8 protein-coding genes and 4 pseudogenes are annotated in these 13,054 nt (G+C 68.2%); 5 read left to right on the plus strand and 7 right to left on the minus strand.

All coding sequences use genetic code 11. The features are described from left to right. Window positions 1-322: 322 nt before the first annotated feature. The 4 genes from EJ913_RS21945 to EJ913_RS21960 all read right to left on the minus strand — a co-directional run bounded on the left by EJ913_RS21945 (window position 323) and on the right by EJ913_RS21960 (window position 2,771). On the minus strand, window positions 323-1,219 hold the full coding sequence (locus EJ913_RS21945; protein ID WP_127001889.1) for a tetratricopeptide repeat protein: 897 nt from the start codon (window positions 1,217-1,219) through the stop codon (window positions 323-325). Window positions 1,220-1,227: 8 nt separating this feature from the next. Next, window positions 1,228-1,734: an invasion associated locus B family protein gene (locus EJ913_RS21950; protein WP_185909885.1), complete on the minus strand. Its 507-nt coding sequence runs from the start codon at window positions 1,732-1,734 to the stop codon at window positions 1,228-1,230. Window positions 1,735-2,069: 335 nt separating this feature from the next. After that, window positions 2,070-2,531: a hypothetical protein gene (locus EJ913_RS21955; RefSeq protein WP_127001893.1), complete on the minus strand. Its 462-nt coding sequence runs from the start codon at window positions 2,529-2,531 to the stop codon at window positions 2,070-2,072. Continuing rightward, the gene (locus tag EJ913_RS21960; protein ID WP_127001895.1) at window positions 2,532-2,771 is read right to left on the minus strand and encodes a hypothetical protein; all 240 of its coding nucleotides are present in this window, start codon (window positions 2,769-2,771) and stop codon (window positions 2,532-2,534) included. A gap of 82 nt (window positions 2,772-2,853) precedes the next feature. On the opposite strand from EJ913_RS21960, the gene EJ913_RS21965 reads away from it, so the two are divergent. The 4 genes from EJ913_RS21965 (at window position 2,854) to EJ913_RS21980 (ending at window position 10,667) form a co-directional block, all read left to right on the plus strand. Beyond that, window positions 2,854-7,353 (plus strand): autotransporter outer membrane beta-barrel domain-containing protein, encoded by a 4,500-nt coding sequence (locus EJ913_RS21965; protein ID WP_127001897.1) that lies wholly within the window; start codon window positions 2,854-2,856, stop codon window positions 7,351-7,353. A gap of 103 nt (window positions 7,354-7,456) precedes the next feature. Further along, window positions 7,457-9,415 carry a 7TM diverse intracellular signaling domain-containing protein gene (locus tag EJ913_RS21970; protein WP_185909886.1) on the plus strand — a complete coding sequence of 653 codons (1,959 nt, stop codon included), beginning with the start codon at window positions 7,457-7,459 and terminating at the stop codon, window positions 9,413-9,415. Beyond that, a complete protein-coding gene (locus EJ913_RS21975; RefSeq protein WP_127001901.1) occupies window positions 9,416-9,964 on the plus strand; it encodes a sensor histidine kinase in 549 nt (182 codons plus the stop codon). Window positions 9,965-9,998: 34 nt separating this feature from the next. Next, window positions 9,999-10,667 carry a response regulator transcription factor gene (locus tag EJ913_RS21980; protein ID WP_127001903.1) on the plus strand — a complete coding sequence of 223 codons (669 nt, stop codon included), beginning with the start codon at window positions 9,999-10,001 and terminating at the stop codon, window positions 10,665-10,667. A 149-nt stretch (window positions 10,668-10,816) separates the two neighbouring features. On the opposite strand, the pseudogene EJ913_RS21985 reads toward EJ913_RS21980, so the two are convergent. After that, window positions 10,817-10,970 (minus strand): annotated as a pseudogene (locus tag EJ913_RS21985) (IS5/IS1182 family transposase); the annotation flags it as partial. A gap of 133 nt (window positions 10,971-11,103) precedes the next feature. Here EJ913_RS21985 and EJ913_RS31800 point away from each other — a divergent pair. Further along, a pseudogene (locus EJ913_RS31800) lies at window positions 11,104-11,553 on the plus strand (transposase); the annotation flags it as partial. Window positions 11,554-11,806: 253 nt separating this feature from the next. On the opposite strand, the pseudogene EJ913_RS32725 reads toward EJ913_RS31800, so the two are convergent. Both EJ913_RS32725 and EJ913_RS22000 read right to left on the minus strand, forming a co-directional pair. Then, window positions 11,807-12,612: pseudogene (locus EJ913_RS32725) on the minus strand (IS1595 family transposase); the annotation flags it as partial. 6 nt (window positions 12,613-12,618) lie between these two features. Continuing rightward, a pseudogene (locus EJ913_RS22000) lies at window positions 12,619-13,047 on the minus strand (ATP-binding protein); the annotation flags it as partial. Window positions 13,048-13,054 lie beyond the last annotated feature (7 nt).

Here is a 13,054-nt window from a genome sequence, read left to right on the forward strand (position 1 = left end):
TCACGGTGATGCCGCGGGCCGCCAACATCTCCTCGACCATGCGCAGGCTCAAGGGGAAGCGGAAGGGAAGCGGAAGGGAAGCGGAAGGAGAGCCACACCGCCGTCGCGATGACCTCGGCGGGGAAGCGGAAGCCGACGTAGCGGGGGGCACGGGGCGTCGTCATGGCAACCAACCCTATACCCGCACCCCAGCCACCCAGCCACCCAGCCACCGTGGACTTGACGGTGCCACTCGTCGAGATGGCCCTGGGCGCGCAGGGCGACCGCCAGCAGATGCCAGCAGTTCACCGCCCCGTCCCGCCGGCCAGCGCCTGGGTTCCGGTCATTGCGGCTTGCCTTTCGCCGCCGCCTCCGCCTCCGCGATCCGGCCGAGCCGATCCACGATGAACGCACGGGCGCCGGGAAGCTTCGGGTTGTCGGGAGCGAAGTCGCGCAGGGCCTCCAGCCAGTTCAGGGCATCGGTCCAGCGCCCGCGCCCGGCCTCCAGCTCGGCGGCGTTGAGATAGGCGTCGGCCATGCGCGGATTGATGGCGAGGGCGCGACGCAGCAGCGCCATGCCGGCCTCGGGCTGTCCGAGCGCGGCCGTCAGCTTCCCCAGATTGCTGCACGCGTCGGCGTAGAGCGGGTTGAGGATCAGGGCCGCGCCATAGCGCAGGGCGGCTTCCCCCGACCGCTCCATCAGCAGCAGGGTGTTGCCGAGGTTGTTGTGCCCCTCCGGCGCGTCCGGCGCCAGCGCCAGCATGCGTTGCAGGCAGCGCGCGCTGTCCTCCAGCTTTCCCGCCTCCTGCAGGATGATGCCGAGGTTGCTCCAGATGCCGGGCGCCAGCCAGTCCCGCGCCGCCGCCTGCCGGGTGGCGCGCTCGGCCTCCTCCAGCCGGCCGGCGCGGCGGCACAACTCGCCGAGATTGCTGAAATAGGCGGCCGGCGCCATCGGCTGCCCGCAGGCTTGGCGCATATGCTCGATGGCGAGGTCGAGGCGGCCGAGCGCGTGCGCCATCAGGCCCAGCAGATGGTGGGTGTCGGGCTGCGCGGGCAGCACCGCCAGCACCTGCCGGCAGAGCGTCTCCGCCTCCGGAAACTGTCCCGCCTCCCAGTGGCGGTAAGCCAGGTCGATGGCCTGTTCGACCGGTATTCCCTGGGCCGGCATTCCCTGGGGCGCGGAAGCGGCGGCGCGGGAGCGCGCGTGTCCCGGCTTGCCGGGTCGTGGGGAACGAGCCATCGGCCGGCCTATTTCTTCAGCTGCTTCAGGGCCGCGTCGAAGCCCTTCAGCGGGACCGGGATGTCGACGGCCTGCCGGTCGGCGGTGACGAAGCGCACCGTCATCTTATCGCCGCGCCGGAACTGGTCGAGGCTGGACTGGTCGAGATCGGCGACCATGCGGCAGCCGCCGGCCTGACAGTTCTCGAAGGGCAGGGTGACGGGCTTCGCGGAATCGATGCTCATCGCCAGCCCCGGCGCCAGCATGACGCCGAGCGGCGCCGTCATGATCATGCGGGGCTTCCCCTCGGGTCCCAGGAAGCCGACGAGGACGTTCAGCAGGACGGCGTTCGCCGGCATCGCGACGGCGTATTGCTCGATGAAACAGACCTCGCGGTCGTTCTCCTTGACGCAGCGCTTGCTCCACAGGGGTTGGGCAGCACCGTCCGGCTTGGCGGGCGGGTCGGCCGCAAGGGCGGGCTCCGTTCCCACCGCGGCGAGGGCGAGGCAGAGCAGGGCGGCCTTCCAAACGTTCATGGCATCCTTATCCATCACTGCGCCCTTCCGTCATACTGCGGCCGGAGCGGCGCGTAAACAGCCCGCAGGGTATTTGGCCGGGCCTTTGTCCGCATCCATTCTGCACGCAATGAGTGCAAATCTTCAAAATATCAATAAATTTAGCAAACGCGGCATTATTTAGCAAACCTCATGTCATCACTTAAAATGAAAGAACTGGAAAGAACTAGAAAGGATTGGAAAGATCTTGGTGTTACATTTCGTGACATTGACTTTTAACATGTTTTTGCTATTCATAAAGCCATATTTCATTTAATAGATGAGATATTGACTTGGTATCAAATCCTAAGAATCCATCATTGCTGCAATAACTCAACAGCCGCAATCTCCAATTGCCGATGACTTGCGCAAAACACAGCCCCTGGCCGGATCGGGATGCATCCCCACGCGACCTCCGAATCCCGTGCCAAGTGAATGACCGAGGTTAGGACGATGATGTTGACCGTTTCCGCCCGCAACCACGCCAATCTGCGCCGGGGTCTCCTGGCGGGCGCTTCGATGATCGTTCTTGCCGCCGTCCTGGGGCCGTCGCCGGGCGAAGCGACGACCAGCACCGTCTCCTCGTCCGTTACGACCCCCCAGACGATCAATTCCGGCAACAGTTTGTCGATCAGCTCCGCCGGCACCATCTCTCTGAGTTCGGGTGTCGCCGTCACAATCGGTAGCGTCACGATCGGCTCGATCTGGAACGACGGCAACATAATTTCGACCAACTCGAGCGGCATCGCCATCGCGAGCAACGGCTTGGTCGGCGGCATTTACAACACCGGCACCATCAGCACCGCTTCCATCGGTGTAAGGGGAAGCTCGGGTTCCGGCATCGGAACGATCACCAACTCCGGCACAATCATCTCCTCGACCTTTCCCGCCCTCAGCTTCGACGGCATGACGCTGGGCACCATCACCAATTCGGGATTGCTGCGGGGGGGATCCGGATCGAACGGCGGCATCATGCTGGCGGGCACCACGAGCAGCCCGGCCCTGATCAACACGAGCATTGGGACGATCGACGGAAACGGGGGACCCGGGCTCTACGTCAGCAATGCGGCGGACTCTCTGACGCGTGTCGACAACGCCGGCGTGATCACCGGATCCAGCGGCCTGAGCCTCGCGGGGACGATCGGCACGCTGACCAACAGCGGCACGCTTCAGAGCGCTGGGGTCTCCGGATACGCGATAACGATCGGCAGCAGCGCTGTGCTGGGCACCCTGATCAACACGGGGGCGATTCTTGGCAGAATCAGCGATTCCCGGACCAGCGGGCTGACGATCCAGGGCGGCACTGGCACCATCTACGGCACGCTGGCGGGGAGCGTGTCGACGATCACCAACACGATCGCCTCGGCCGGCAATGTCAGGTTCAACGGCAACACCTATCTGGGCAACCACGTTTCCGCCAATTCGGGCACGGGCACGATCACCAACACCGGGACGCTGTACGTTGCGCCGCGTTCCCTGACCATAACGGGCTCCTACACCCAGGATTCCACCACGACGCTGATCATCGGGGTCGATTCCACGTCCAACTACGGCGCCCTGAAGGCGACGGCCGGGATGACCCTGACCAACGGCTCGATCCTGTTGCAGCCGGTCACGGGAACCCTGGCGGCGGGAAGCTACACGATCGCCAGCGGCCTCAACGGCACGGCCACCAGCTACGCCGGCGTCACCGTGACCGCGCCCTCGACCAGCCTGGAAGTCGCCACGGCCACGACGATCATCAGCACCCTGAAGCAACTGGTGGTCACGCTGGCGACGCCGAGCCGGCTCTACTGGGACGGCGATGCGGGCGGCAACGCCACCAACGGCACGGTGGACGGCGGCAACGGCACCTGGAGCGGCGCCGGCGCCAACTGGACGGGTGCCAGCGGCGCCACCGGCGGCACCCTGACCGGCGACACCATCACGCCGTATTTCCAGGGCACGGCCGGGACGGTGACCGTCTCCGGCTCGGTATCGGTGGCCGGCATGACCTTCGGGACCAACGGCTACCTGCTGACCGGCGGCACGATCGGCCTGACCGAGAGGGCCTCGCCCATCGTCTCCAACAGCGGCGTCGTCGCCACCATCGCGTCGAGCCTGACCGGCTCGGCCGGGGTGTACAAGGACGGCGCCGGCGAGTTGATCCTGTCGGGGACCAACAGCTTCTCCGGCTCCACCAGCATCAACGCCGGCACCCTGACCGTGATGGGTGGCTCGGCCCTCTCCGACAGCGGGGCGCTGGCGGTTCTCGGCGACGGCACGCTCAAGCTCGGCGCCGACGAGACGGCTGGCGCCCTGTTGGGCGCCGGCGTGTTCAACCTGGGCAGCCACACCCTGACCACCAGCGTCGGCGCCCCCCCCACCACCACCATCACCGGCACCATCACCGGCACCGGCGGGCTGGTGAAGGCCGGCACCGGCACGCTGACCCTGTCGGGCACCGGCAGCTACACCGGCGGCACCACCATCACCGGCGGCACCCTGGTGTCGACCAGCGGAGCGGCGCTGGCCAGCACGGGGGCGATGCAGATCGGTTCCGGCGCGGTCTTCAAGATCGACGCCAACCAGACCATCGGCGCGCTGTCCGGCATCGGCGACATCCAGTTGGGCAGCCGCACTTTGACGGCCGGCGACAGCGCCAGCACCAGCTTCGGCGGCACGATCAGCGGCACCGGCGGCTTCAGCAAGGCGGGCAGCGGCACGCTGACCCTGTCGGGCGTCAACAGCTCCACCGGCACGACCACCATCACCAGCGGCACGCTGGCGGTGACCGGCACCATCGGCAGCGTCGCCATCGCGCCGGGCGCGACCTTGAGCGGCAGCGGCACCGTCGGGGTCCTCACCAATTACGGCACGGTCGCGCTCGGCAGTTCGGCGCTGACGGTGGCCGGCAACATCAACGGCAACGGCGCCATCACCTTCACCATCGGCAACGGCGGCACCGGCTACATCGTCAACACCACCAACACGGCCAACTACACGCCGGGCGCCGGAACCGTCACCATCACCCCGACGCTCAGCGGCGTCACCCTGACCAACGGCGCCACCGTCGCCCTGATCCACGGCAACGGCGGCACGGCGGCGCCCAGCTTCGCCGGCGCGACCGTTTCGGTGGTGTCGACCGGATCGCTGACCTGGACGGCGGCAACCGGCACGGCCTATGTCGGCACGGTCGACCTGAACGGCTACACCATCGCCGCCAACGACACGGTGCTCGTCGCCACCGTGACGTCGCCTCCTCCTCCTCCTCCTCCTCCGCCTCCTCCTCCTCCGCCGCCGCCTCCGGTGGTCACGACGCCGACGACCCCCGAGGTGACGACGCCCACCACACCGACCACCCCGGTCGTCACCACCCCGACGACGCCGACCACGCCGGAGGTCACGACGCCGACCACGCCGACGACCCCGGTGGTGGTGACGCCGACCACGCCGACCGTCACCACCGGGGTGATCGACGGCTCCAAGCCGACCTTCACCAACGAGGACGGCGCGGTGCGGAGCTCCACCGTGACCTTCGACGGGGGCACCCTGAAGCCGACGGCGCCGCTGACCCTGACCCAGACGGTCAACGTCGAGGCGACCAACGGCGTCATCGACCCGAACGGCTCGACCGTCACCCTGTCCGGCTCGATCACCGGCGCGGGGCGGCTGACGGTGAACGGCTCCGGCGCGCTGGTCGTTTCCAACACGGTCGCCAACAGCGGTGGCATGAACGTCCAGTCGGGCGGCCTGACGGTCGCCGGCGGCGGCAACGTCTCGGGACCGGTCACGGTGGGTGGCGGTACGGTCACCATCGAGCAGGGCGGCAGCGTCTCGGCTCCGGTCACGGTCAACGGCGGCGCCGTCACCGTCAGCAGCGGCGGCACGGTCGCCTCGTCGGTGACGGTGGAGAGCGGCGGCACGGCCAAGGTCAACGGCGAGGTCACCGGCGCGGTGACCGTCGCCAGCGGCGCGACGCTGAGCGGCAGCGGCCTCATTGGCGGCATCACCTCGGTCTCCGGCATCCTGGCGCCGGGCAACTCTCCCGGCACGCTGGTCTTCACCGCCCCGGTGACGCTGAACGCCAGCTCCACCTATCAGGTCGAGATCGACGGCACCGGCACCGGAACGGGCGCCGGCAACCACGACCAGGTTGTGGTCGTGGGTTCCTCCTTCACCGCCGGGGGCCGGCTGACGCCGATCATGCGCGGCATCGGCGGATCGGCGACCAACAGCTTCACCCCAGCGCTGGGGCAGAGCTTCACCGTGGTCACCGCCGACGGCGGCGTGTCGGGCCGCTTCGCCAGCCTCGACCAGCCGACCAGCGGCCTCGCCGCCGGCACGCGGCTGGACCTGATCTACGGCGCCGGCGCCGTCGCCCTGGTGGCGACGCCGATCAGCTACGCCAACCTCGGCCCGGCCGGCCTCGGCCAGAGCATCAACCAGAAGGCCGTTGGCGCGGCGCTGGAAAGCTTCCGCCCGCCGGCCGGGGGGCAGTCGTCGGACGCGACGACCCAGGCGCTGTTCGACAACCTCCACACCCTGTCCGGCGGTCGGATCGGCCCGGCGCTGAACCAGCTGTCCGGCGAGATCCACGCCGACACGCTGGCGGCCGACGCCGTCAACCGCCGCCAATTCGGCCGCACCGTCGAGGCGCGGCAGGCGGCCGGACGCGGTTCGGCCGGCGCGCCGGGGCCAGTGGCGGGGGTGGTGCAGTTCCTGTTCGACGGCAAGGCGCGTTCGGTCTCCGGCTTGGCCGAAGGTTCGGACGGAGCCGCCAAGCCGGCGGCCGGCGGAGCCAGCCTGTGGGGCCAGCCGTTGGTCGGCCGGGGCCGCAGCGGCGGCGACGGCAACGGCGGAGCGGTCGACCGCTTCACCGGCGGCTTCATGCTGGGCTCGGACTATGCCTTCGACCCGGAACTCAAGGCGGGGGTGGCATTGGGCTTCCTGCGCACCCGCGTCAAGGCGGACGGGGGCTTGGGCAAGGGCACGGTGGACAGCTACCAGGCGACCGCCTATGGAAGCTGGACGCCGGGCGCGGCCTTCGTCGATGCGGCGCTGGGCTATGGCTACAGCCGCTACGAGACCACGCGGTCGGTGATGTTCGGCAACGTTGCCGGGGCGGCGTCGGGCGAGGCGGGCGGCAACGACCTGTCGGCGGAGCTGTCGACGGGGACCCGCGTGGCGCTGGACGGCGATGCCTGGGTGGAGCCGCGGGTGGGCTTGCGCTGGGACCGGCTGGAGCGTGGTGGCTTCACCGAGGGTGGCACGCCGCTGCTGAGTCTGACCGAGGAATCGGCGACGCAGAACGCGCTGCGCAGCTCGGTGGGCTTGCGGGCCGGCACGCGGCTGAGCGTCGGCGAGACGGTGCTGGAACCGACCGGCCTGCTGGGTTGGGAGCATGACTGGCGGGACGTCGACGCGTCGGCGACCGGTGCGCTGAACGGCGCGCGCTTCACGGTGCGGTCGAGCCGTCCCAGCCGCGACGCGGCGGTGGTCGGCGCCGGGGTCAACGTGGCGATGACGCAGCGGCTCTCCCTCCAGGCCGGCTATTTCGGCGAGATCCGCCGCCGCGAGAGCAACCACGGTCTTTCGGCCGGCCTGCGCTGGTCTTGGTGAGGATCGGCGGGCAAAGGCGGCGTTCGGTTGAGAAACCATCTTTCCAAAAGCGGGAGGATGAGAAAAGATGGGGTACCCCGAAAATGGCCGGCGGTGGACGGTGATGACGGGACGATCGGGGTTACTAGGCTTCCGCATGAGCTGGTGCGGCGTCCTGGCGGCGCTGCTGCTTCTCGCCGCGGGAGCCGCGAGGGCCGAGGCGGTGCGGATCGACGGCAGCGACCGGGTCGCGCTGTCCTCCTTCGCGCTGTTGCGCGACCCCGGCCACACGCTGACCATTGCCGACATGCTGGGCCGGGAGGCCGGTCGCTTCGAGCCAGCGCCCCGGCTGGCCGAGGGTCACAGCCTGGGCTTCACCGCCGACGCGCTGTGGCTGCGGGTGGATCTGACGGTCGCGCCGAAGGGCGCCGGGCGCTATTTCCTGACGCTCGACATCCCCAATTTCGACCGGCTGGAGGCCTGGGGGTCCTGGACCTTGGCCGGGGAGGATGGGCGGGCGGACGCGCCACCGCTCCTGCGGTTCGGCGACCGCGTCATCGACGACCAAGCGATGCCGACCCGCGTGCATGCCGCCGGCATCGACCTGCCCGCCGGGCAGCACCGGCTGTGGCTGCGCGCGGTGTCCACCAGCTCGATGGCCTTGCCGGTCGACTTGTGGCGTCCGGGCGCCTTCTGGGCGTCGGAGCAGGTGAAGGTCCAGATCCACACCATGCTGACCGCCGTCATCGTCCTGCTCGGGCTGGGCGCCCTGCTGCTGGCGGTGGCGCTTCCAAGCCTGCCGATGGCGCTCTACGCCGGCTCCGCCCTGGCCACCTCCGGGCATGTCATGGCGATGAACGGACTGGACGTCCTGCTGTGGGGCGGGCATTTCTTCTTCGGTGACATCTCGTCAGTCGTTTGGCTGGTCGGTGCCGGGGTCCTCGGCGCCGGATTCCTGCTGACTGCGCTGCCGCTGCGGCGCCATGCCCGCTGGGCGGTTCCGGTGTTGGCCATCCCGGCCCTGCTCGGCGCCGGATTGCTCGCCGGCTATCCCTTTCTCGACGGCTACACGCGGCCGGTGGTGATCCCGTTCGCCACCAACCTGATGCTGGTGGTCCTGGTCGCCGGGATGGCGGCCAGCGTCCAATGCCGGCTGGCGGGCGACCGGCCGGCTCTCTACATGATTTTCGGTTGGCTAGCGCTGGCCGGGGGCAATCTGCTGGCCGGGCTGCGGAACGCCGGGATCCTGCCCTGGACCGACCTGACCTATTACCTGCCGGCCTATGCGCCGATGGTGGAGATGCTGTTCTTCGGCGCGATGCTGGCGGCCCAGCTTCGCCAGCTGCGCGTGGAGAAGGCCCGCACCCAGCAGGCTCTGGTCGAGGCCCTGCGCCGCAACGAGGCCGAATTGGCGCATCGGGTGGCGGAGCGCACCACAGCCCTGGACCGCGCCAACGCCGTCCTGCACGACCGGGAGACGCAGCTGCGCGCGATCCTTGAGGCGGCACCGTTTCCGATCCTGCTGTCCGACGCGGCCGGGTCCATGATGCTCTACGCCAACCGCCGGGCGCGGGTGCAGTTCCTGGGCGATCCGGACGCGGCGCTGACTCCTCGCCCGGCCGCCGGCTTCTTCTGCGATCCAAGCGATCGCACCCGGCTGCTCGCCCGGTTGGAGCGGGAAGGCGTCGTCGAGAATGCCGAGATCGAGTTGCAGGATATCGCCGGCAGACGTTTCTGGGCGCTGACGTCGATGGCGGTCGTCGCGCATGAGGGCCAACCGGCCCGCCTCGTCGCCGTGAACGACATCAGCCGGCGTCGACAGCTCGAGCAGGAACTGACCAAAGCCAAGGAGATGGCGGAGACCGTCGCCGGGCTGGAGCGCGCGGCGCGTGCGACCCAGCGGCAGTTCCTGGCGATGATCAGCCACGAGTTCCGCACGCCGTTGACCGTCATCGGCATGGCGGTGCAGAATCTCGGGCTGGACGCCGCCGACGCCGACGCCGACGCCGACGCCGACGCCGCCGACGCCGCCGACGCCGCCACGCAGGACCGGCTGGCGCGGATCGGGCGGGCGGTGCGCTAAATGAACGGCATGATCGACGCCTGTCTGCTCGACGACCGCATCGACGGAGCGGGGCTGGTCCTGCGCACCGGCGTCCTCGATCTGGCGGCGCTGGTCCGCGAGGTCGCCGACGCCACCCAGGCGGCCTCCCCCCGGCACCCCGTCGCGGTCCGGGCCGGCGACCTGCCGACGACGGCCGGTGACGCGCCGTTGATCAGCATCGCCCTGTCCAATCTGATGGAGAATGCGGTCAAATATTCCCCGCCGGGGGGCGCCGTCGAGTTGACGTTGGAGCGCGACGGGGAGGACGCGGTGATGACCGTCGTCGACCAGGGAAAGGGCGTGCCGGAGGCCGAGCGCGACCACATCTTTGAGAAATACTACCGCTGCGTCGACACGGGCGGCGTGCCGGGCGCCGGGCTGGGGCTGTACCTGACGCGCAGCATCGTCACCGCCCACGGCGGCACGGTCGAGGTGCGGGACCGGGCGGGAGGCGGCGCCCTGTTCGTCATCCGCCTGCCGCTGCAAGGTGCGTTCGCATCGGGGGACGACGCCCGCGAGGCGGCCTGAAATGCCTGAACGCCATATTCGAGGACCATGGACCATGCCCGTCGACGTGCTCGTTGTCGAAGACCATGCGGATCTGCGGGAGGAGATCGTCTCCTTCCTCCAGCGGCGGCGGATGACCGTGCGGACGGCCGCCTCGGCTTCCGAGATGGACAAGGCTCTGGCCGACCGCCTGCCGGACATCGTCATCCTCGACCTCGGCCTTCCGGGCGAGGACGGGATATCGATCGCGGGGCGGCTGACGAGCGGCGGTCCGCGGCCGGGGTTGATCATCGTCACCGCGCGCGGCCGGGTCGAGGACCGTATCCTGGGATTGCACAGCGGGGCCGACATCTATCTGGTGAAGCCGGTCGATCTGCGCGAGTTGGAGGCGGCCGTCCTGTCCGTCATGCGGCGCCGGAGCGAGCCGCCCGCCCCGTTGGCGGCTTGGCGTCTCGACATCACGCAGTGGCGGCTGATCACGCCGGGTGGGGTCGCCGTCCTGCTGAACGAAATGGAGGTGCGCTTTCTCTCGCCCTTCTTCGAGACCCCTGGCGCCACCATCGACCGAAGCTTGGTGGCGGAGCGGGTACAGGGCGACGCCCGTGGCATCGACCTTCTGGTGCATCGGCTGCGCCGGAAGGTGGAAGCCGACACGGGCGAAGCCCTGCCAGTGCGTACGGTGCATGCCCGGGGCTTCGCTTTCACCGCTCCGGCCATGCTCTGAGCAAGGCCGGATGGAAGTTGATCAAAGAGGCGACGCTGGCCGGTCAGGAAGAAAAATTTGCCGCTTTCAGGTAGTCCTGCAGTTTCTCTTTTTGGCGAGCGGCTTTGTGATACTGGGCAGCGGATCGTTGGTGAGTTTGCTTCCATCGGAATCGTTGGTGTCGTAGGCCTTGTCGGCTCCAACTGTGATGCGGTAGCGGCCGGGAATGACCTCGATGGACACGGCGGCCTCACGCTCGGCCCTGCCGGTGGCCTCCGTCAAGCGGACATCCACCACCAGAGCGTGGCGGTTCCGGTTGAATGCTGGGTCACGGCGCACGGGATGTTGGCCGACGAGTAGCGTGCTGGGCAAGATCCTCCAAGTCGGATCGCGCCGCTGCCAACATCTCCTGTTTGTATCTCGATATAGTCGATCTGTGGATCCCAAGGCGTTCTGCAATTGGATGAGGAATCTCCTGGCCTGCGTCGGCAAGGTTCACCAGACGATGGTCGCCGCCACCATCCGCACCGCCTTTGCCCAGGAGACCACCGAGGCCGCCCACGAGCAGTGGCGACACGTCGCCGACAGCCTGCGGCCACGCTTTTCCAAACTGGCCGCCCTGATGGACCAAGCCGAGTTCGACGTGCTGGCCTACATGGTCTGTCCCAAGGACCTGCGCACCAAGCTGCACTCCACCAACCCCTTGGAGCGCCTGAACGGCGAGATCAAGCGGCGCGCCAGCGTCGTCGGCATCTTCCCATGCGAAGCGGCCGTCACCCGGCTGGTCGGCGCCCTGCTGCTGGAGCAACATAACGAATGAGCGGTGTGCCGACGCTACATGACCATGGAAAGCTTGGCCGTGCTGTGCAACCCTGCGGGCGACCCGCTTGTCATCTCAGCGGAGTAAACTGGCACCCTCAGCGCGCCGAGGAACACGAAGCCTCCTCAGACGCCATGCCGCGGGGCATGATCGTGACGGCCGCCGAGACGGCTCCCACCCAGCGGGACCGCCACATCCAGACCATCGCCGAGCGCGGTCGCCTGGGATGGCAACGACAGACCGAGCATGGAAAGCGGAGCAAGGCGGAAACCGCGATGGCGCGCTATAAGCGCATTCTGAGGATCGAGCGATAGGTGTTAGATAAACAACGCCACCATTATCAACCAAAGACAGCTATGGCCGAGCGGATGCTGATCCCGCCGTCCTTGGTTCGCCGGAGTTGGCGGCCGACAGCGTAGCGAAAGACGGCCGGTAGCTGGAGGGCGGGAACATGAGACCACAGAGTTTGGATCACCATCCGCCCCTTGCGGGTGCGGCGTTGGGCCTGACCTGCCACCGTGCGCTGGGACCAGCGGAAGCCGATCTCGCCAAAGTACAGGTTGGCGTGGTCGGGGGGTGATGTGATGGAAGACGCCGGCGATGGTGCGCCGGACACGATCGTTGAAGCCCTCGGCCGAATTGGCATGCACGCTGCCGCGCACATACTCGCGCTGGGAATGGCGGACCGTATCGTGCGCACCGAATGCGCTGCCGATAGCGACGAATGCCTTTCATTCGTCGCTCATCAAGTGCGCGTCGGGATCGACAGCAGCTTCCAGCACCCGCTCGGCGCTCGTCGAGCGACAGGTCGGCGACCACGGCGGCACGGGCTTCCCCTGCCGGCGTTCCCGGTTCCCGACCGCTTGGCCGCTGGACGATCGCAAGAGCTGGTGTCTTCGTCGTGCGGGGATGACCCTTTCGTCCTCGCCCCAGTTTGGGAGGGTTGGGGTCACGGCGCGGCTTGGCTCCGAAATGGAACTCGTCGATCTCCACTGTCCCGCCCAGCGAATGGTCGCGCAACACCAGGAGCCGCAGGACGTGGACCATCCGCCATGCTGTCGGCTGGCTGACGCCGAGTGCTTCGGCCAGACGGATGGACGAGATGCCCTTGTCCGATTGCAGGATGAACCATAGTCCCATGATCCAAGTTCGCCGGCCCTGCCGCCCAGCCCGGGTTTCGGCCTCCAACCGGTTGACGAGGTCGACCACGTTGAAGAAGCGCCCCCGGGAGCCGGCTCGGATGCAGCTCCGGGCGATCGCAACGGCGAGATGGGTCTTGCCGGTCCCGGTGCCGCCGACCAGGACGACATTGCGCTGCTGGGTCAGAAAAGCACCGCCGGCGAGATCGCGTACCAGTGTTTCGTTGACCGGCGTGTCGTCAAAGACGAAATCGTCGATGTCTCTGGCGAGCGGCAGCTTGGCGATGGTGATCTGGTACTTGATCGAGCGTGCCTGCTTTTCGGAGATCTCGGCGGCAAGCAGGTCGCCGACGACCCGCTGCGGCTCGTGCTGGCGCTTGACGGCGGTGGCGATGAGTTCGTCGTAAGCGGCCTTCATGCCATAGAGCTTGAGTTCGCTCATGGTGGCT

Origin of the sequence: Azospirillum doebereinerae, from assembly GCF_003989665.1 — a bacterium.
In the GTDB taxonomy this organism is placed as follows: Bacteria; Pseudomonadota; Alphaproteobacteria; order Azospirillales; family Azospirillaceae; genus Azospirillum; species Azospirillum doebereinerae.